This is a genomic window from Pleurocapsa sp. CCALA 161 (assembly GCF_003003995.1).
Taxonomy (GTDB): Bacteria; Cyanobacteriota; Cyanobacteriia; order Cyanobacteriales; family Xenococcaceae; genus Waterburya.
The window spans coordinates 31,099-52,189 of the sequence record NZ_PVWF01000023.1; the positions used below are offsets into that span (position 1 = coordinate 31,099).

15 protein-coding genes and 1 pseudogene are annotated in these 21,091 nt (G+C 38.7%); 10 read left to right on the forward strand and 6 right to left on the reverse strand.

Going from position 1 to position 21,091, the window contains the following annotated elements; translation table 11 throughout:
- Window position 1 precedes the first annotated feature (1 nt).
- The 5 genes from C7B62_RS07700 to C7B62_RS07720 all read left to right on the forward strand — a co-directional run bounded on the left by C7B62_RS07700 (window position 2) and on the right by C7B62_RS07720 (window position 7,491).
- A complete protein-coding gene (locus C7B62_RS07700) occupies window positions 2–736 on the forward strand; it encodes a hypothetical protein (protein ID WP_106234357.1) in 735 nt (244 codons plus the stop codon).
- 878 nt (window positions 737–1,614) lie between these two features.
- On the forward strand, window positions 1,615–2,781 hold the full coding sequence (locus C7B62_RS07705; RefSeq protein ID WP_106234359.1) for a glycosyltransferase family 4 protein: 1,167 nt from the start codon (window positions 1,615–1,617) through the stop codon (window positions 2,779–2,781).
- 66 nt (window positions 2,782–2,847) lie between these two features.
- Complete coding sequence (locus C7B62_RS07710) at window positions 2,848–3,927, forward strand: glycosyltransferase (RefSeq protein ID WP_106234361.1); 1,080 nt, start codon at window positions 2,848–2,850, stop codon at window positions 3,925–3,927.
- 25 nt (window positions 3,928–3,952) lie between these two features.
- On the forward strand, window positions 3,953–5,098 hold the full coding sequence (locus tag C7B62_RS07715; protein WP_106234364.1) for a glycosyltransferase: 1,146 nt from the start codon (window positions 3,953–3,955) through the stop codon (window positions 5,096–5,098).
- A gap of 695 nt (window positions 5,099–5,793) precedes the next feature.
- The gene (locus tag C7B62_RS07720; protein ID WP_106234366.1) at window positions 5,794–7,491 is read left to right on the forward strand and encodes a CARDB domain-containing protein; all 1,698 of its coding nucleotides are present in this window, start codon (window positions 5,794–5,796) and stop codon (window positions 7,489–7,491) included.
- Between the two features lie 130 nt (window positions 7,492–7,621).
- On the opposite strand, the gene C7B62_RS07725 is transcribed toward C7B62_RS07720, so the two are convergent.
- Complete coding sequence (locus tag C7B62_RS07725; protein ID WP_106234369.1) at window positions 7,622–9,706, reverse strand: hypothetical protein; 2,085 nt, start codon at window positions 9,704–9,706, stop codon at window positions 7,622–7,624.
- Window positions 9,707–9,833: 127 nt separating this feature from the next.
- Between C7B62_RS07725 and C7B62_RS07730 the strand changes: the two genes are divergently transcribed.
- The 3 genes from C7B62_RS07730 to C7B62_RS07740 all read left to right on the forward strand — a co-directional run bounded on the left by C7B62_RS07730 (window position 9,834) and on the right by C7B62_RS07740 (window position 14,132).
- A complete protein-coding gene (locus C7B62_RS07730; protein WP_106234371.1) occupies window positions 9,834–11,186 on the forward strand; it encodes a proton extrusion protein PcxA in 1,353 nt (450 codons plus the stop codon).
- 447 nt (window positions 11,187–11,633) lie between these two features.
- Window positions 11,634–13,352 (forward strand): SdrD B-like domain-containing protein, encoded by a 1,719-nt coding sequence (locus C7B62_RS07735; protein WP_106234374.1) that lies wholly within the window; start codon window positions 11,634–11,636, stop codon window positions 13,350–13,352.
- A 303-nt stretch (window positions 13,353–13,655) separates the two neighbouring features.
- Window positions 13,656–14,132, forward strand: a complete 477-nt coding sequence (locus tag C7B62_RS07740; RefSeq protein WP_106234392.1) for a PPC domain-containing protein — start codon at window positions 13,656–13,658, stop codon at window positions 14,130–14,132.
- A gap of 55 nt (window positions 14,133–14,187) precedes the next feature.
- Here C7B62_RS07740 and C7B62_RS07745 read toward each other — a convergent pair whose 3' ends face one another.
- Complete coding sequence (locus tag C7B62_RS07745; protein ID WP_106234377.1) at window positions 14,188–15,675, reverse strand: site-2 protease family protein; 1,488 nt, start codon at window positions 15,673–15,675, stop codon at window positions 14,188–14,190.
- Window positions 15,676–15,801: 126 nt separating this feature from the next.
- Here C7B62_RS07745 and C7B62_RS07750 point away from each other — a divergent pair, with 126 nt between their 5' ends.
- Window positions 15,802–16,497, forward strand: a complete 696-nt coding sequence (locus C7B62_RS07750; RefSeq protein ID WP_106234379.1) for an MBL fold metallo-hydrolase — start codon at window positions 15,802–15,804, stop codon at window positions 16,495–16,497.
- A gap of 46 nt (window positions 16,498–16,543) precedes the next feature.
- Here the strand turns inward: C7B62_RS07750 and C7B62_RS07755 are convergent, their stop codons facing one another.
- The 4 genes from C7B62_RS07755 to aroB all read right to left on the reverse strand — a co-directional run bounded on the left by C7B62_RS07755 (window position 16,544) and on the right by aroB (window position 20,099).
- On the reverse strand, window positions 16,544–17,890 hold the full coding sequence (locus C7B62_RS07755) for a hypothetical protein (RefSeq protein ID WP_106234382.1): 1,347 nt from the start codon (window positions 17,888–17,890) through the stop codon (window positions 16,544–16,546).
- A 172-nt stretch (window positions 17,891–18,062) separates the two neighbouring features.
- Window positions 18,063–18,533: a hypothetical protein gene (locus tag C7B62_RS07760; RefSeq protein WP_106234384.1), complete on the reverse strand. Its 471-nt coding sequence runs from the start codon at window positions 18,531–18,533 to the stop codon at window positions 18,063–18,065.
- A gap of 191 nt (window positions 18,534–18,724) precedes the next feature.
- The gene (locus tag C7B62_RS07765) at window positions 18,725–18,964 is read right to left on the reverse strand and encodes a hypothetical protein (protein WP_106234387.1); all 240 of its coding nucleotides are present in this window, start codon (window positions 18,962–18,964) and stop codon (window positions 18,725–18,727) included.
- Window positions 18,965–19,007: 43 nt separating this feature from the next.
- Window positions 19,008–20,099 carry a 3-dehydroquinate synthase gene (aroB, locus tag C7B62_RS07770; protein WP_106234389.1) on the reverse strand — a complete coding sequence of 364 codons (1,092 nt, stop codon included), beginning with the start codon at window positions 20,097–20,099 and terminating at the stop codon, window positions 19,008–19,010.
- A 275-nt stretch (window positions 20,100–20,374) separates the two neighbouring features.
- Between aroB and C7B62_RS07775 the strand changes: the two are divergent.
- Window positions 20,375–21,091, forward strand: a pseudogene (locus C7B62_RS07775) (PAS domain-containing protein); the annotation flags it as partial.

The window sequence follows — 21,091 nt, forward strand, 5'->3', positions numbered from 1 at the left end:
AATGCAGATCAAAATTACCGCTTTTCCGCGCACCATTGTCAGGTTTCTGATCATGGGGGTGATTTTTTTTACAATCGTCGGTGTGGGAATTCAAATAGGTAAGTACGTATTTAACTTTCAAGATGAATGGCTGAATCTGTTGTTTAATGTCGATCTCGAGATGAACCTGCCCACCTGGTATTCTGCCCTAATGATTGCTTTTTGCGCCATCCTCTGCAAAATTATTGCTACGGGTAAAAAACAGCAGGGCGATCGCTATACTAAAGACTGGCAATTATTATCGCTAATTTTTTGGTTTTTGGCGATCGACGAGATAGTTAGTATCCACGAAATTTTTATTATCCCTGAAGTCAGCCAGGCGCTCCACTTGCCTAAATTCCTTTATTCAGCTTGGGTAATTCCAGGCACAATTTTTGTTGTTTGGTTCGTCCGACGCTACAGTAAATTTATCTACCATTTTCCCCCCAAATCTCGACTGCACTTTATCTTAGCTGCCTGTATTTATGTTGGCGGGGCGTTAGTTATGGAAATGGTTGGTAGCTATATTGCTCAATCTCTTACTCAGCAGAACATTATCTATGCTCTGAGTACTTCGGTTGAAGAATGCCTAGAAATGAGTGGCGTTGTCATGTTGATCTATGCCTTAATCTATTATCTAGGTCAATGGGTGCATCAACTAGATCTGCAAATCGAGATTTTAGAGTCTGTATCAAAACCTGAGCAACACCGTATCTAGGGGACTCTTCACCTTAATCTCGCCGATGTCGAGGAAATATCCAGAAGATTGAGAAAAAACGATCGCTTTTTCTGATTGAGATCTATCATAATTTTTACTTTTATAAAAATATACATTCTGGCTCTAATTCAACTCAGGTTTGATTTGCGTAATTTTACTGCATAAAAACTACTCTTTTAATCGAATTTTGCATTGCCAATTCTATTTTGAGCGACTATGCTTGTGTTTGAAAACAGCCTCCGTATTTTCTCGTAAGTAAATCTAGGCAAAATGGAAAAACTAGTGCTTGTTTAAAATCTGTTAATTAGACATAGCAATTCAAAATTATGCAAAATGTTTTCCAGAATAGCTAGGGATAATTAACTCCTTAGTTCTCTTTCTGGTTTTTTCATAAGCTGAACCTAACTTCGTGGTAACCAAATTAAAATCAACCAAAATTCATAGTAATTAATATGACAGAAAAACAATTGGCACAATAACTGAAAAGCTAACCAGCTAGGATCGTTATGAGCAAAAAATAGAGTCGTGTAACCTACAGAATAACGTTATTTTGTGGGCGCAACGGAAAATATTATATAGAAAGTTATTTGGCAACAGTTCGGTATTAAATAAAAATTTTATGCTGTTTAGAAGTACCTTAAGCAATTAGAATGAAAATTTTATTGCCAAGCGATCGCAATTCACCGATCACAATAGATTTAGCAGTAAATTGTCTTAATTAAATTAATTTAATACTGCCCAAATCTAAGGATTCTTCTGGTAGTAATACTTCAATTTTCTCATACATAAAACATGTATTGCAGGCTGAATTAATCTAGCCAGTACGCAAATTTTTCTGCCTAAAGTTCTCAAATTATTACAATAATCACACAATAACTATGAAAATTGCCGTAATTGGAGCAAGGGGTATTCCTGCCAAATTTGGAGAAATCGAGCGCTATTGCCAAGAACTATACCCTCAAATCGTGGCTCGTGGGCATGAGGTAGATTTATATGTTCAACCTAGTTATCATCAGCAATCATGGTTTTCTAGCTTTATTTATCAAAAAATGAAGGTAGTTACCCTTTTTTCCTTACCAGGAAAGCAATTTACCTGGTTTAACTCGGCTCTTAATACTATTTGGGCAACTTTTGGTAACTATGACGTGATTCACCTGCACGGTATGGCAGCAGCTTGGTTTGCTTGGTTTCCCCAAATGTTCTCTAATTCATCCATTGTCTTTACCTGTCACCAACTAGAATCTCATGCCGCAAGTTCATCTAAAGCATTTCGGCGGTTATCATCTTGGCTGGAAAAGATGGCAGTAGACTATGCAGACAAGATTGTAGTTACTACTCACGAGCTAGCAAACTATTTTTTTCGCAAGTATGGTGTCTGTTCTCATTATATTGCTAACGCTCCAGCTAAATATCAGCAAAACGACATGCAGTTTGGCTTTCGCGAGGCTTTCGGCTTAGAGCAACAACAATACATACTGTATTTAGGTACGTTTGAACCTAATCAAAGATTAGATCTATTGATTGAGGTGTTTCAGAAATTACAGCCTCGCAATTGGAAGTTAGTTTTAGCAGGAGATATTAGCCATTCTTTCCAGCACACCATCAATTTGCTCCAGATGGCTCAACAGCAAAATAATATTATTTTTACTGGAGACATTAGCGGTAATTTCTTAGCTGAATTAATGCGTGGTGCAGGTATATTTGTCGAACCTTCTGAAGGTAACAATTTAAGTTTTTCTGTCGGCATGTTAGACGCAATGAGAGCAGGAATTCCCATCGTGGCTAGTGATACCATGACCCATCGTAAGTTAATTGGTCGCGATCGCGGTTTACTGTTTAAAGCAGGACAATTTGATTCTTTGCTGGTTCAGCTTGAATATGCCATGTCTCGACCAAATTTACTCTTGACTATGGCTAAAAAAGCGCAGACATATATTGCTATAAACCATAACTGGGATAAGGTAATCTACAAAAATTTGTTTTTGTATTTACAGTTAACTACCAAAATACCTAGTCACCAACCGCATCAAGCCATAGATATTTAAGAGCAAAATCACAGTTTTATGATGCTCAAGCGCTCTTAGCTCACTGTCAATATTATTCATGCAACCATGTCTTTAAAATTACCGACAGTTTCGATCATTGTTGATGCTTATCAGGGCATTAGCTATTTACCAGCTACTCTCGATAGTATCCTACAGCAGACCGATGGCAATTTTGAAATCATAGTATTTAGTGACGATTACCGTCAGATCCATACTTGGTTTAGACGACAGCCAGATACCCGTCTTAAATTTACTGTCCAAAGTAATTTAGGTCTTGCTAATACTCTTAATCGAGGGCTTCTTGAAGCTCAAGGAAAATATATCTCCTTTATTCGCGCTGGAGACTTATGGCATCCCAACAAGCTAGAGCAACAGCTTTTTTGCCTCGATCGCCATCCTGAAGTTGCTTTGATTCACTCTAGTTCATTGTTGCTCGATTATCAGCATCCTAGCAGACAAACTACAGCCCTGACTGGTTCTTGCGCTAATCGGTCTTTTGCCCGAACGAAAATGGTAAATCCATTCAAAAACTTGCTTCAGCAACCAGAAATTTTGGCACAAAACCAGCTTAATCTCTCTTCGGTTATGCTGCGTCGTAGCTGCTTTGAAATGGTCGGGCTATTTAATCCTCAATTACAGATTATTCCTGACTGGGAAATGTGGATTAGATTAAGCAACCATTATCAGTTTATGGCGATCGCTGAACCACTAGTATATTGTTGTCAACGCCAAGATCATCAGTCAAACTGTCTTACTCTCGAAACAGATTTCCAAACAACAATTGAAATAACATATGCCAATGCCAATCTGTCTTCACAGCTTGAACAAAAATATCGTAGTTATGGCTTTGCCAGTCTATTTTTAGCGCACAATACTTTACAAACGAAAAACCCTGATCTTGCTATTGTACGCAACTACTGGTATCAGGCACTAATGCACAATCCTTTAATAATTTTCTCTCTAGAGTTTTGCCAACTACGCTGGTCAATTTTTCGTCAACATTTTCGCCTATATTGTCGGCAGCAATACCGCCATCTACTGCAATTAATTCAGAATGCAAGTCGCTTTAAAATCGCGATTTCTCCAACTAGACGTAGCCAAGATGTCTTCAACTGGATGCTTGAATCTGAAGAAGGTAGTAACTAAAAACTATACAGGGAGCAATTAAATATTGTCTAAAATCATTTTGATTCATACCCAAGCTGGGATTGATTGGAAAAATAATTCCGCAGTTTTTGCTGTTGAGCTAGCGCGCCGTCTAGATAATTATTTTGAAGTGGAACTTTTAAGCGGCGCTGAATGTGGTTCTTTTAGTCGTCCGATTCACTCTCTAGCTGCTAGTAGCGATCGTTTAGCTAATCCTTGGATGTCTAACTTACTCAATCGTCGGTTGCCACAACCTAAGATGGCGATCGCTCAGATGATCAGTTTTTTACCCTGTATTTCCTATCTGTTAAATCACCCCGCCGATTTAATTGTGCCTCAAAATGGTTATGCTGGTTTGTTGGCAGCCAATTTTGTCAGAGCAATCAAACAAACCCCCATTTTATTTACCGACCATAGCAGCTTAAATCAGGAAAAAAATCTGGAACGCAATTTAACTCTTAAGCCCAATCGCTTAATTACCCTTAATCCGATCATCGCTAAACATGTACGTAGATTAGCACCAAACCAAATAGTCGATACTATTCCACTAGGAATCGAGCCGACAGAATTTATGCCCGAAGGTAAAGCAATGATGACTGGCTTACCTCAACCTTGCATTATTACTGTTGCTCCTTTAAAGCGTTATAGTGACCAAAGAATTGAATTAACTATCAAAGCAGTTGCTCGCCTTTCCCAAGCCAGTCTCTTAATTTGTGGTGATGGTGTCGATCGCGATTATTTTCAGGCATTGGGCGATCGCTTATTAGGTTCAGGGCGATTCCAAATTAGAACTTTTGCCTATGCTCAAATGCCCCAAGTCTATCGTAGTGGAACTATTTTTACTTCAGCAGCGGTTCAAGAATCTTGCGGATTAAAATTCATCGAGGCGATGGCTTGCGGTTTACCCGTTGTGGCTATGGATAATCCAGTTCATCGCTATTTAATTGGCAATGGTGGTATTACCTGCGACCTAACTAATCCTGATTTATATGCCAATTCTTTACAATCGGCGATCGCTAGGCACTGGCAACAGCAACAACCAAGACAAAATGCCTTGAGATTTAGCTGGCAGGGCATAACTCTATTATATTATCAAGCAATTCTCAAAACTATGACCACCTACAATCATCGATTTTCTTCAGCCAACTCCCATCCGTCTATCAACGGCTAAAACAGACCGTCTGACTAAGGTATATTTTTTTACCAACAATTATTAAATTATTATTGATTTTAATTTTCACAAGAATACCAGACCAAAACTTTCGTTTTCGCCTGGCATTGCTCTATGTTTTTAGCTGTTTATTATATTTAAGGTCTTTATATTAGCTGACCTCTTTTTATCATAGTAAGTATATTCTCAGATATTTTGGCAACTCTGTTGTTTCGTAATATTTTCTTTATATTTACCTAAGTCAAGAGTTATTACTTTTTGTTTCGTCAGGAGATTCTGACTATTTGCTTAACGATGATGACGTAATTGACAATTTATTAGCCTAATTTAAGCTGTTAATTAAATATTAATCATGTTTAATTTATATTTATTTTTTTTGATTTAATTAAGAAAAACAGCTAATTATTTAAGTAATTGAGCAGTGGCGATCGCTTTGATCATATATTTTATGGTCAAGATCGAGAGCTAACTCTTTCTGTTTAAAGAAATTAAGCAGATCTTTGCTGATTTTCAATTGAGAATAACTTGATGTAAACTGACTATGAGATTTAACAGTAAGATAATTGCCAATGCTAAAAGTATTTTGGGGCAAGCTTTCTACTTGCTAGAAATTATTGCTATCCCAATCGAACTTTATCCAGAATTTGTCAATTTATCTATAGTTTTTTCTCAGATCACACAAAAGTTAAATCATCATGGAACAAGATCTTAGAGTTCAATTTGGGGAGATAGAACAAGCCCCAACTACCTATCCTGACGAACAAGGTCGGGTACAGGTAACAATCACTAATGATGGCAATGAGAGTCTAACTGATGGCAGTCTCAATCTTTACGCATCCAATGATGGAGAGCTAGACTTAGATAATCTCAATAGCAACGATGACTATATTGAAGGCACAGAGATTAATTCTTTAAAGGGAACAGATGAGCTGTTAGGCACTCTCGAAGGAATTGATCTGGCGGCAGGGGAATCTCGTACTGTTGATATCGACTTTGCTAGTGAGGAGTTCACTAATCCTAGCGTCGTCTCCCCTGGAGTATACAATCTAGGGGCGGTCATCGATCCTAATAATGCCGTTGCGGAAAGCGATGAGAACAACAATCAGGCGATCGAGCCTGTTTCTCCCGATGGGACTGATGCAATTCTTGATTGGAACTCGGTATTTTTAAATGCCAGTGAGACTCAAGGCAAACTGGATGCAGCAAATGGAGTTACATTAACTGAAGATACTGTACCTGGAGAAGCACCACCAATCCAAGCTCATGACGCTGCGATCCTCTCGATCGCTCAATATGAAGCTATCAACGCTATTAGTGCCATCAATGGTGGTGAATCTCCTTACTTGGACGGTTCGATTACTCCTCCAGAAGGGGCATCGGCAGAAGCAGCAGCAGTGGGGGCAGCCTATCAAGTTTTAACCACTCTGTTCCCCGAACAGGCAGCCACTTTTGAACTACAAAGACAAGAATCACTAGCGGAAATTAACGATAGTGAGTCAGCAGAAAGCTCGGGTTTTGATTTTGGGGTGCAAGTTGCCAATAATATCTTGGAACAGCGGGCAAACGATGGTGTTGACCAAGCACAAATACCCCTGGATCAAACAAACTACTATGAAAATACAGAGGCAGGACCACCTAGTGCAGTTCTTCTGGCAGGTTTTGGGGATGTCGATCCTTTCGCGATTAGTAGTGCCGAAGATTTTCGTCCTGATGGACCACCTGAGTATGGCAGTGAAGAATTTGTTCAAGACACTGAAGAGGTGCGATTATTAGGAGGAAAAAGTGATACCGATGTTACTCAGAGTTTGCGGACAGAAGAGCAAACTGAAATCGCTCAATTCTGGGCCCTTGATCGCAACGATAGTTTTAGACCCCCTGGTCAGTGGATTGACATTGCTCAGGAAGTAGCATTAGACCAGGGTAATAGTTTAGAAGATAACGCTAAATTGTTTGCTCAACTCAACGTCGCCCTAGCTGATGCTGGTATTGTTATCTGGGATACTAAATTTGAATTTAATCAGCAGCGTCCTTATAACTCGATTGTAGAAGACGATATAGCAGGTGTAACTAACGATCCTGAATTTGAACCATTGCTTAATACACCTCCTTTCCCCGACTATATTTCAGGACACTCTGGCTTCGCTGGTGCTGCTGCTAGTGTTTTGGAAAGCTTCTTTGGTGAAGATGTTACTTTTGAAGTTGCTTCTCAAGAACTACCAGGTGTGACTCGCGTTTTTGATGGTAATGGCGATCAAAATAGCTTCCAAGAAGCAGCAGAAGAAGATTCTGTTAGTCGCGTTTATGGTGGAATTCACTTACGTAGTTCCGTTGAAGATAGTCTGGCGACAGGTCAAAATGTTGGACAGTATGTAGCTGAGAATTTCTTGGCTTAATCTTAGGAAACCTACCCGTTGTTGGGTAGGTTTTTCTTTCGTGAAAATCACAAAAGTTAAATCATCATCGCCCAATATAGCTTACTTCAAGAGATCTGACATCTGACTAATTATTGATTTAAGATATTTGTCAGGATATTTGTTTATTGCTCAGTGCGACATATTGAGTTGCTGCATGAACTAGGGGTAATAAGGCTCCAGTTTGCTCTGTGCCGTTAACTCCTAAGTCGCTATGACAGAGAAATATTTTTTCTGTTGCTCTAGCCATAACGTCTCGCAGAATTCGCTCTAAGCGTTCTCGATCCTGAACATATTCGTCTTCGGGCATCCAGGTTTTGCCCGTCCACCGCTTAAGAAATAATGGCGCAGCAAATAGGGTAGCAGCACCACCTTGTGACCAGAGAGGAGAGCTAGCATCCAGCCAAAATTGCCAACGGTGGGACGATCGCTCTTGACGATATTGGAAGACAGTCGCCAGGGTAACAGCTTCTTTTTTGGGCGAAAACTGGCGTAATGGTCGAGGATTGGCGGTAATTGTCCCCCGACGTAGTAGCTGGATAAACTGAGCAACAGTAGCAGTCTGGGTTTGAAAACTCGGTTCATTTTGTCTCAATCTGCGATCTATTTCCCAAAAATGCTGGGCAGTTTCCATTAATTCTCTTAGTATAGCTAGGCGATCGCTTGTTAAAGAATTGCTCATTAAAAAGTGTTCAATTGCTTCGGATAACAAAATTGTCGGCGTTAAAAAGCTTTGTTGCTGTTGACGGATTTTACTCCCTTCGATCCAGCTGACAATTTGTTGATAGGCATTAGTTGCCTGATATCCAAGGCGATCCCAACGGGGGAAAGTTTCGACAGGAGATAGACAGGGGTATTCAGGTAGATATTGATAACAATAGTCAGCAATTAAACCTGCTCGTACTGGGTCGATTTGCGATTTACTAAAGACAATCAGCATTTCGGCGATCGCATCACGATCTACTAAGCGACCTAAGTCGCTATAAACTAAGCCCAACAGGGTCAGTAAACTTCTGACTTGAGGTGAGCTAATAATGGGACGCTGTTCATTTAGTGGAGTTACAGCAATATTTTGGGCAGCTAAAATTTCAATTAGGCTGTAACGGGCAATTTCATCTAAACCAGGGGCAATAATAGCGATTTCCGAAGGTTTAAGACCCTGTTGTACGGCTTGAATAATTATTTCCGCAGTCTGTCGTAATAATTCAGCACGAGAAATAGTTTGGATTGATTGGATTGTCTCAGGGGCAGATACTAAATAGGCAGTTTCGGTTACGAGTTCTACTGCCGTATCAGCAAACGCCATGCTCAAGTTAGAAGTGTTAGAGGTAAGCTGTTCTTGATGGCAACGAGATGCTAAACCAGCCAGATAATCAGGATCGGCGTTTAAGCCCAAGCGAGTCTTACCATGAGGATTATAGGTGAACACCCCAACTGCACCACGATCTAGCATAACTTCAAATAAATCACGAGCGATCGCTGGATAGTCATCCACATCATCAGCAAAAACTGCCTGATAACGACTATTTAAATGTCCCTGATATTTGGGATTGGGCAGCAAATAACGCCAGTAAAGCTCATAAATTAAACCATAACTCAGCAAACCTCGTTCTAAGCACCAGCTACGCCACGATAGCAGTAATTCTCCCATTCTTTGTTCAAGCTGACGATCTCCACCTAAATCATGAGCCGACAGCCCCTGGAGTAAGATAACAGCAATATCTTCTGTCGGCACACCACTAGCCCCTGCAAGCTGCATCAAATCTAAGGTTTGGCGCACTAAACGATATTCATGATCGAGCTCGCATAGCTCCAGCCAGTCTGGTTCATTGCGCCATAGCTGTGTGGCTAATTCTTGCTCTGTTTCGGGGCGAAGTCTGAGGGGAAACTGCGCCTTAAGTTTTAATTCTTCAAAAATTAAGGGAAAAAATAACATTACCTCATCGGTAATAAAACCAACAGGAGTTTTACACACCACAGGATAAGTGCCGTCTACCGCCAGCACCAGGCGATCGCTTAATTCACGGCGATTTTGATTATTGGCAGCAAAGACTAAAATAGCCGAGGCTAAACTGGCGGGGACTTTAAGTTTTGGTTTGACAAGCCGCTCGATCACCGAGCGATAAAATTCCTCAACCAAACGAGAGGTTTTTCCTGTGCGGGATGTTCCAGTAATCCAAAGGGATAAAATAAGCACAATCTATTGTTTGACCAATTTATTAATATAAGTCTTATACTTCACTATCATATAAAGTATTCACTTTCTGACTCAATCTTAGACTAGGCGCTGTATCTGATATTATGGCTTGTGCTGTTTAACATTAATGAAACTTCAAGATATTTTTAACGCTAGCAGACGTTGGTTATCTGCTACCCCAGAAAGAGCATTGGATGCAGCCTATCGTGCAGCCATTAAGATTAAAGCGATCGAAGACGACCATTTTGCTGGGCAAATAGTATCTGCTAATTCTGTCGACTATTCTGCAAGCGTTATCAAAGTATTTAAGGGGGATGTCAAAAATTATCTTAATACGATTAATGCTCGATTGACGGAATTTAAAATTAGCCGTGGGTTATTAATTTTTTCTAGTATTCAACCCAATAATTCTAGTCAGAGCATTGTCCGCTATAGCAATGGTTTTGATGATGCTCGTGAGCTGACGGTGATTGAAAAGTTAGCTTTTATTGATGCAGTCACCGATAAATACAAAACTCCCGTAGTTCAAGAGCTGGAAATTACGCCGACTCGTCGTTTAGAGAAAAGCCAAAAAAACAACCGCTTAATTATCAATAAAAATCAGCGTTCAATTGCTCTCAACAAATCATTCCCAGAAAGAAACGGCAAAGATCCCAATACAGAAACTATTACTGATAAGACCAGTGTTTTGCCACGCTCATTTATGCGGACGCTCAACCGCATCAAACAAGAAATCGATCCTAAATTAGAAGATACTGAAGAAGAAATAGTCAAAAAATTTCGCAAAAGTCGTAACAAAACAGCAATTTCAATTCGTTTTTTACTGCTTTTAATTATTGTTCCTTTATTAACACATCAAGTAACTAAAAGTCTTGTCATTACTCCTTTGGTGCAAAATTATTTTGATCAACATCCCAAAGAAGTATTATTTATCAACAAAGATTTTGAAGCAGAAGCTTTTGCTGAGCTACACCGATACGAAGAAGAGCTGCACTTCAAAAGTATGATTGGTTTAATCACGCCACTTTCTCAAGAAGAGCAAGAGTCAGAAATAAAAGTAAAAGCAGAAGAGTTATCCGAAGATTTTCGTGGTCGAGGTATTAATGCGATCGGCAATGTTTTTGCCGATTTCTTTTCTTTACTAGCTTTTGGTAGCATTATCTACTTCTGCAAACGAGAAATTCAAGTGATCAAGTCATTTCTCGATGAAATTGCCTATGGCTTAAGCGACAGCGCCAAAGCCTTTTTGATTATCTTATTAACAGATATTTTTGTCGGCTATCACTCTCCTCACGGATGGGAAATTATTTTAGAAGGTATTTCGCGGCACTTAGGATTACCTGAAAATCGCGATTTTAATTTCTTATTTATTGCTACTTTTCCCGTGATTCTAGACACAGTCTTAAAATATTGGATTTTTCGTTATCTCAATCGAATTTCACCTTCATCTGTTGCTACCTATAAAAATATGAACGAGTAGATATACTGACAAAAATTTTATAAACTTTTATGCTTTTATTTAATAGCGATCGCTGTTAAATTTAACTTGCTTATTTTTAGGTATAAATAATTTAAAATAAGCAGTTTTATTAAAATTACTATCAATCTAACAATTTATTTTAAGCTTTTTTTCTAAACAATTTAAATAAATTATTTAACAACTTGAATATTTTTTTTAATGGCAATTTTCTTGATGCTTTAAAGATTTCAAGCTAGTTGTTATTAATCGCTTCACATAATCAGATTGACAATTTAATTATTACGTACACAATTGATAAAGAAAGCTTTATTTTTAGCCGTTTTAAAGCTCATTTATTGTAGTTGAAAATACTGATATTAATTAAGAGTTGAGTATGAAAAATTAATCTCTTAATAGTAACTATTTATGGCTAATTGATTAATTTTATATCGTAATTGAGGAAATATTATGTCTAATGTTGTCAGAATAGAATATCCAGCTTTAGCGAATGGACCTATAAAAAATGAAACATATTCTACTGGTGCAAAAATAGTTAGTACTCGAACAGATCAAAAAGCCATAGTTGAAGTACAGGTAAGTACTGAACCAATTAAGGTTTCTACAGGTCCTCTTGACGACATTATTGTTGGTGGAGATAGTGGTGATGGAAATGATACTCTTGATGGTGGCGCGGGCAATGATTATGTTGACGGTAAAGCAGGCAACGACAACATAGTTGGTGGTGATGGGGAGGATACCCTTCTAGGCAGCGCAGGAAATGATTCTCTTGATGCTGGCGCAGGCAATGACTCTCTTGAGGGGGGTGACGGCGACGACACTTTTAGTGGCGGTGATGGCAACGACAACATAGTTGGTGGTGCAGGAAATGACACCATGGTCGGTGGTGCAGGAAGCGACACCATGGTCGGTGGTGATGGAGATGATGTTTTAGAGATAGGTGCTGGTGACAGTGTTGCAGGCAATTTGGGAACAGACACGTTTCGCCTTGACTTGTCACAACCATATGATGCCAGTAATCGTCCCATAATCACTGATTTTGAGTCAGCAGGAGATAAGATTGCCATCTCAGGAGAAGGAGATGGAGCTTTTAGCTATGACATGGCAACTGGAACGCTGCTGTTCAACGGTCAAGCAATACTTAAGCTAGATGGAAATGTCGCTCTAAAAGAGGGGAATGTAGTTGATTCTACAGGTAGCAGCAATATCCCTGTAGAAGTCATGCCTGTAGCTCATAAGCTCTCAGGTACTGTCTACAACGACACGAATGCACCTGATCAGAATACGATTGAAGATACTGATCAGCCTATTGCTGGAGTAGAAGTTAAACTATATGCTGCTGATGGTACTACTCTTATTAACACTGCAACTACTAACGCGGATGGTTTCTATGAGTTTACTGACTTGGCCGATGGTAATTATGTAATCAAGGAAACTCAACCTGCTGGTTATGATTCGGTGACTGATAAGGATGGTGGCAACCCCGATGAAATCCTCGCTACTATTTCTGGAGCGGATTCTGTTGGTAACCACTTCTTAGAAGAAGTTCCTCCTGTCGACCCTGTCGACCCTGTCGACCCTGTTGACCCTGTTGACCCTGTTGACCCTGTTGACCCTGTTGACCCTGTTGACCCTGTCGACCCTGTTGACCCTGTTGACCCTGTTGACCCTGTTGACCCTGTTGACCCTACAGATGAACCAACTAAAGTTTATCAGTTCGTCAATCCTTCATTAGGCTCTTATTTTTATACAGTTGATGAGTATGAGCAAAGCGTGATCGCCGAAACCTTAGATAATTACGAACTTCAAGAAGTAGAAGCTATTCGTACATTAGAGGAGAATGAAGTAGATCCGATCACAGGAGCCGAATCAGAAGAAGTCTACCGTCTCTTCAACAAGTCTTCAGGATCGCATCTTTATACCACAAGTGAATTTGAAAGAGATTCCATTGTAGATAATTTTGATAATTATAGTTTAGATGACAACATGTTTTATGCTTATACAGAAGAAGTAGCAGGCTCAATTGATGTTCATCGTTTCTATAATGCTGTAGAAGATGTCCACGTATTTACCCATAGTGACACTGAAATAGCAGAGATGATGGCTGATTCCGAAACCTTTAATGATGAAGGAATTGCCTTTTATGTTATGCCAGACGCTATGAGTTAAATAGTAAATTCATCACTATTTATCGATCATACATATGTTTAAACCAAGAGTTTGCAGTAGGTTTGCTGCGAACTCTTTTTTGATCGATATTTATCTAATATGAAAGATAAACAAGAATGATCCAGATAAACTCTTCCCTAGTTTCCTAGTCCCTTAATTATGCCGTTTATAGCAAACATTTAAGTATTTCATCGAACATTCATTATTCTTAATCGATAGTGGCTGCAATGATTGATAAATAAATATACCTACCTACTTATAATGAAGTTACTCAATTACTAAAACTATTTCATGCGGTTTGGTATGGTTATTCAGTTTGCCTACAGGTGGTTCAATTTTACAGTGAGAAGCGAGAAGCTAGTCATAGGCATTGTCCTATGCAGCCTGGGATTACAGACATTACCAGCTCAAGCCGAATCAAAAATATATAATCCTCCAGCAATCACCTCAGAAACAGAAGTATCAGATACCCTGACGATAGACGATATTCCAACTGGGGATGGCGGATTTGCCCGTGATTACTTGGTGGAGTTGGAAAAAGGCGATCAGGTCACTATCGATCTTACATCAGACAATTTTGATGCTATGGTCATGTTGATTGCAGAAGACGGCACTAAAGTTGCTGAAAATGATGATGGACCTGATGGTTCGAGCAACGCTCTACTTTTTTCACGTATTAATGAAGGAGGAAAGTATATTGTGCGAGTAAGAGCCTATGGTGAGACTAGTGGCGGCAAGTATACTCTCAAACTAACTCGGCTCAAACCTATGCGCAAATAGCATTAAGAGATTTTACTGATTAAATTAAATAGTATGAAATAGTATCGAACTAAAACTATATATTGAGCCAACTACCGATCGCACTAGGAAGAGGCAAAATAATTACAATTAGTAAAGCTAAAGCAAACAAGCCTAGTAAATCGCGGTTGTTATCTAGTTCTGTCACATCATTTAAGGCAGGTTGATCGACTAAAGGAATCAGCCACATGATAATTGTCCAAACCCAAAAATAAGGATGAATTAAAGCAAAAAGTAAGGCGAGGATGCGCGTAATTTGACCAACGGCGATCGCCATTTTTTGTCCAAAAACAGCATGCATAATCTGTCCTCCATCTAGCTGTCCAATCGGCATCAGGTTGATGGCAGTAATAAATAAACCGACACATCCCGCCATTGCTAATGGATGTAGGCGAATAGCCATCTCAGGTGTTAAGGCTGAACCTAAAGCGAGTTTTGCCAACAGGCTGAGCAAAAAGGAGAGGCGCGGATCTTGAGCTTGGATATCAAAGGTGGATGATTCTTTGAGAGGAACAACTTCTGAAAGTGATAACCCCCAAAGCAATACAGGAACAATAGCTAACAGACCCAATAAAGAACCCAAAATTGCCGTATCAAATAGAGCTTTACGATGAGGTATTGGCGATCGTCTATGTAAAATTGCCCCTAAAGTACCAAGAGAAAAGCTGTCTAGTAAAAAGGGAAACGGAATAAAATAAGGCAGAGTTGTCCGAATTTTGTAGTGAATCGACACCAAATAAGGAGTAAATTTTTGAATCGCAATGATAAAGAGCAAAGGTATACTATAATCTAGTCCTCGAACCAAAGATTGGGGATTAGACCAGGTATTTTCCACAGTAGAACCATCAATTGTGACTCCCGCAAATGTAGTGGTTAGCAAGGTGATCGCAAAGAGAAACAGGGCAAATCCAAGGCGTAAATCACTCTGTACCATTCCTTGTTCCGTCGCTTTAGCTTCAGGATTAGGAACTAGGGCAAAAAAGGGTTTACCTTTAAAACTTTCTTGAAAAATTAGAAAAAAGCGATCGCCAAAAGCTTGCTCAATATTATTTTTAATCTCTTCATAGGCTTTTGCAGGAATAGTTTTAAGCTGACCACGACAAAAGATTGCTTGAGGGCGATAATCGATATTTTGGAGATAATAAATATTCCAAGGAAAACAGTTACGTAAAGTTGTTTCTTCTTGACTGTTAATTGGACGGGGTGGAGTTGTTTTTAACACTTCTTCAACTATCGGGGGTTTTTGCTCGTCAGAATGGGATAATTTGCTCTTGTCCTCAATTTTTCCTCGCTGAACTAGCCAACCATATAGTAGAGGACAAACAATTAGAGGTATTAGATACACTGGCAGCGGTAAAGGCTGTGATTCGCCAAAAATGTAAGTCCAAGCAGTCCAAATAAAAGATGGCATCATTATTACCAACCAGCACAACCAAACAGGGGTAGTGGTTTTATGCTTGATGCTGCGAGCGACTACAAAGTAGGCAATCGGACTTAAAAAAATTAAAACTAACCAGAGTTTCATAAACAAACATTCCGAATCTATTTTGAGGATTCTTGCTCAATTATTATTTTCGACTGTAGATTGAGTATAAGAATATAAAATACAGGTGCAATTAAACAATTATTTAAAGTATCTCTAATTTATAGAATGCCCCAAAACTGGACAGAAATCACTGCTAGCCTTGGTAGTACTAAAATTCCTCGCCTCATTGTGCCAGGAATATTTGCGTTTACACCTAATCGAGATACATTAGGTGCTACATCTTATTTAATTGTAGATAAAATTGGCAATATTCTCTTCGATTGTCCTGCTTGGAATGAAGCTAATCAGCAATTTATCCAGTCTCAGGGAGGAGTTCAGTCCTTAATTATCAGTCATAGAGGCGGAATTGGTAAGAATGTCCTGCAAATGCAGCAGGCTTTGAGTTGTCAAGTAATTCTTCAGGAGCAAGAAGCCTATCTCTTGCCCGAAGTAGAGGTAACATCTTTTGGAGATGGTTTAACCCTCCGTCCAGATTTAGAATTAATTTGGACTCCTGGACATTCTCCTGGCTCTAGCTGTCTCTATTATGGACAACAGGGAGGAATATTATTTACAGGAAGACATTTACTACCCAAATCTCCAGAGGAAATTGTTCCCTTACGAACCCCTAAAACTTTTCACTGGAATCGGCAGTTAAATAGTATTGCTCGTTTACGTGATCGCTTTGACTCCACAACTCTTAAATATGTTATGCCTGGAGCTAATACAGGCTACCTAAGAGGCAAAGGCTATCTAGACAACGCCTATGAACAATTGTCTCGATTAGATTTAACTGCATTACGCTTTTTAGAACCAATCTAAATAGTTTTAAGCTATGAGCCTAAGCTTTTAGTAAATTGTTAATTGCTCATTGTTTATTGCTAAGTGCTGATTTAGCAATAGAAACATCGATGTTTCCAAAATAAATACTAAAAGCGATCAATAAATGTTCTAAACTTTTGACCAACCAAGGAACTTGGCGAACGGTTTGATGCTGATAGTGCGTGGCAATCATACAGATCTTTTTTTCTAAATCAGCTTTTGATTCAGGACAAATCAACGTCATTTTAATCAGCACCATCATTGTTTGAGCTGTGCCTAAATTAGCCACCAATTCAGCAAACTGATCTCGTTGCTCGTTTAATCTAGGATCGGGAATTAAAAAGCTAAATAATTGCCGACAAGTTTGGAGAATCTGAGTTTGATTGAGGGGTTTGTCGTTAGCTTGGGGAAAAATATCGACTAATTTTTGCTCTAGGAGGCTAGAAAACTGATAAGTATTATTTCTCGGCTTAATCTGACTGGCTAAGAAACGATGCAAATCTTGCTTAAATACTTGATAAGTTTGACGGTATTTATTTTCAGCCACAAAACGCTGCGATCGCTCTAAAAGAGTATTATTTTGCTCGATTTTACCCACATACTGCTGTAAAGCAATTTGAAAGGCTTTTGCGGAAAGGAGACTAGGATTATCAACTTTCATAATCATCTTTCCTGCACCCGTTGCCATCATTTTCATTTGGGCAAGCTGCTTAAGTCTGAAGCGATAAATAATGTGTCTGGACAAAAGAATTTCAAAGTTTTTTTGGCGATCGCTCTGAAGTTGCTGAATTGTCTTAATCAGTTGCTGTGCTTCGAGATCTTGGGGCAGAAAATACTGATATAAATAAGGATAGCGAATAAGATAAGCGTTGATCAGCGGAGTGGGAAGACTATTGCTAATATCTGCTGACTCGTTAGTGACTAAAGAATTGTCTAAATTTTTGGCGATCGCTTTGTGAGGATGAATCAGAGCTATAATCAACTTTAGCTGTTGATAAGATTCTGTCTGCTGATAGTTTTTAATGAGCTGAATTAATTGTTTACGACAGCGATCGTAAGAGCTGGCTTGGCAAACTACATCTAAAGTATTGAGCAGTCGATCGAGATAAACTAGTGATTCCGACTGATGAAGCCAGGAGTCTAAAATTGTGTAAAAGCATTGGTTGAGAAACACGTGAAATTGAGACTCTTCAGCAAAAATAATTCTTTCTAAAGCTTTAGTTACCTGAGCATCATCGTTTTTACCCTGTTGTAATAGATGCTGAAACTTTTGAATTAACTCTGGAGGAGTTTGGCTACTAGCACCTTGACGCAGATACTTATAGATAAGCTGCTGTTGAACTTGTTGTTGACCGATTGTCTGCCGAGCCGAACTATCTATGTCTCTAATCACTGCGAGAAATCAAAAATATAAACTCTCGTCATATCTTAACCTCGGATGATTTGAATTAGAGAAAAAGAGGTCTTTCGCTGATATTTTTAATTTTCAAACTTATTAGTAATAATCTATCAATCAATTATAGAAAGGGAATTAGATTAAACTCCCCATTAGTAATTTAATTTGCTTATCGACTACTACGGCGATCGACAATAATCACTTCTGGATGGTCAGAAATAATTTTATAAATTACCCACTCCTCAACACCACAAGGTTTTAAGATAGTTTCAGCTCCTAATATATCATCTGTGTTTCCTTCCACCATCACAAGATATTTGCCTTGAGCAACCAGTTGATTATAAAGACTTGCAGTCTCAACAGGAATATCTAGATGAATCAAAGCTTTAGTTAGGCTAATTACGGTTTCACTTCCAACAATGCTATGTTCTTGTTCAGCAACGCTGTTGATTCGAGCGTCAAAGCGATTTCGTAGAGATTCACATAGTTGAGTATCTACTATTTTGTCTTCTTTTTCAGCATTACGAGCAATCACAAAAACCCGTTCTAAAGAAAAATGAGATTCATCAAGTCTTCTTAAAGCTGCTTCCGCATCTAAATGATTAGCAAATATTCCAATCGCTCGTTGCTTTTCGATCATAGTTTTTTTTAACTTGGAAGTAATTTTTGAGAGGTAATGACGGCGCGTTTTGACAGTCACGTTTTGAGTAAGAATACTTTATCTTTTGACCTATTAAAATTTCTTCGCTCTTGAGGTAGATCTTGCTTTAATCGTTTAAAAGCCAAAGTCTCTATTGAGATTGAGAGATTATTATTACTGACAAAACGGCTTTATTTTTGAATTAGAGAAACTTTAGGTTGATTTGATGGTGATTCTGGCTTCAATTGCCGTAAAACCCAGTTGATTAATCCAGCGAAAAAAGGGAGGGCAAAACAAATAATTAAAGCGATCGCCACCCAACGAAAAATTGGTGGTCGTTTATTTCCTTTAGTGGGATAGCCACAGCTTAAACAAATTTCTGTTCCTTCGGCGTTAAGAGTACCACAAACACTACAGGGTTCTAAAGACATTTCTTTCAATGAGCAATGAACAAGTTTACTAAAAGCTTAGAGCTTAAAGCTTTGAACTTAAAGCTTGCGTAATAATTTCTGGTGTAACTTGGTCTGTAATCATAACTTTGCCGATCGCCGTTGGCAAGATAAAACGGACTTTCCCTGCGGTTACTTTTTTATCGCTTTTAATGGTTTCTAAAATATTGGCGATCTCTAATTGATGAGGAATATCTGTAGGTAATCCCGCCTTGGTAATTAAAGCATTTTGCCGATCCGCTTCTGCTTGTGTCCACAAGTTCATGGCTACGGCAATTTTTCCTGCTGCAACCATCCCAATTGCTACCGCTTCCCCATGCACAAACTGCTGATAGTGAGTCAGGCTTTCGACAGCATGGCCAATAGTATGTCCATAGTTGAGAATTGCCCGCAATCCTGCTTCTTTTTCATCTTGACTCACAACTTCGGCTTTTGCCTGACAAGAACGGGTAATAATCGTTTCTAGTAAGGAATCTCCCACATTATCGATTGAATCAAGGCGATCGTGATGTTCCAATTTAGTAAACAAGTCTCGATCCCAAATCACGCCATATTTAATTACCTCTGCCATGCCTGCCCGAAATTCTTTCAGCGGAAGGGTTTGTAATAAGTTCGGGTCGATCGCCACTAGTTTTGGCTGATAAAAAGCACCGATTAGGTTTTTTCCCTGGGGATGATTCACCCCTGTCTTACCACCTACAGAAGCATCGACAATTGCCAGTAGTGAAGTAGGCACCTGGACAAAATTCACTCCCCTTAGCCAAGTCGCTGCGGCAAATCCTGTCATGTCGCCAATTACTCCCCCACCCAAAGCTACAAAGGTAGAAGATCTTTCTAAATGGTTGGCTTGGGCAACATCATACACCCCTTGAATTGACTGAAGCTGCTTATGTGATTCTCCCGCAGGTATTAAATGAGTGTAGGTTTCAAAACCAGCCTTTTGCAACGATTGAAGACAGGTTTCGCCATAATAAGCAAAAATCTCAGGGTTGGAAATCACCAAGACTTTATTCCCCAATTTTAGTTGTTTCATCTGACTACCCAACTGTTTTAGGCTATCAGTAGCGATCGCGATCGCATAATCATTTTGGGGTAAATTGACAGTTATGTTGGGCATCTTAGTGGCAAATGAATTTAGATACTAAAGTCTACTACTTTTAAGGATCTCATATTTTATTTACTCGATCAAATAAGCAAATTTAACTTTGAAATTTATATTTTTATTAATTACTAACCACTAACCACTAACCACTAACTACTAATTAAATTATCCGAATATTTGCTTAAAACCAATGGTATATATCTATGGCGAGCGTCTTTTTTTTGGGTTATTTTAAATAAATTATATATTTGTATTTGTATTTGTATTTGTATTTTTTATTGTAGTTATTAATGTTAAACAATCAATATATTCCTCATGGACACTGCTATTTATGGCAAACTCCTTTAGTGGGTTTACATGTTGTTGCTGATACGATGATTGCGATCGCTTATTTTTCAATTCCGCTAATTTTGATTTATTTTGTTCGACAAGTAAAAGAATTGCCATTCCCGAATATTTTTATTTTATTCGGAGCTTTTATCTTATCTTGTGGTACTACTCATGTAGTAGAGATTTGGACTCTTTGGCATCCCAATTATTGGATTTATGGAATTCTCAAAGTAATCACAGCTTTAATTTCTTTATACACTGCCTGCTCTTTAATACCTATTATTCCTTTAGCACTCAAACTTCGTTCTCCACAGCATTTAGCCAAGCTAAATCAACAGCTAAATCAGCAAATTCTTGAAAAAGAAATTGCCAAAGAAAAAGTTCAGCATCTCAATCAAGAGCTAGAGCAACGAGTAGCTGAAAAAACATCTGCTTTGCTTAAAGCTAACCAAGATCTTCAAGAAATTACTCGATTTAGAGAACAACTTAACGACTTAATGCCGAATATTCTTTATATTTATGATTTAGCCACTAGTAAAAATGTTTACTGCAATCCGTTCGTTACTGAATTATTAGGTTATAGTGCTGAAGAATTACAAAAATTTCAAGATAGTCTATTAGATGAATTAATTCATCCAGAAGATTTGCCATTTTTAAAACATCATTTTGCTAACTGC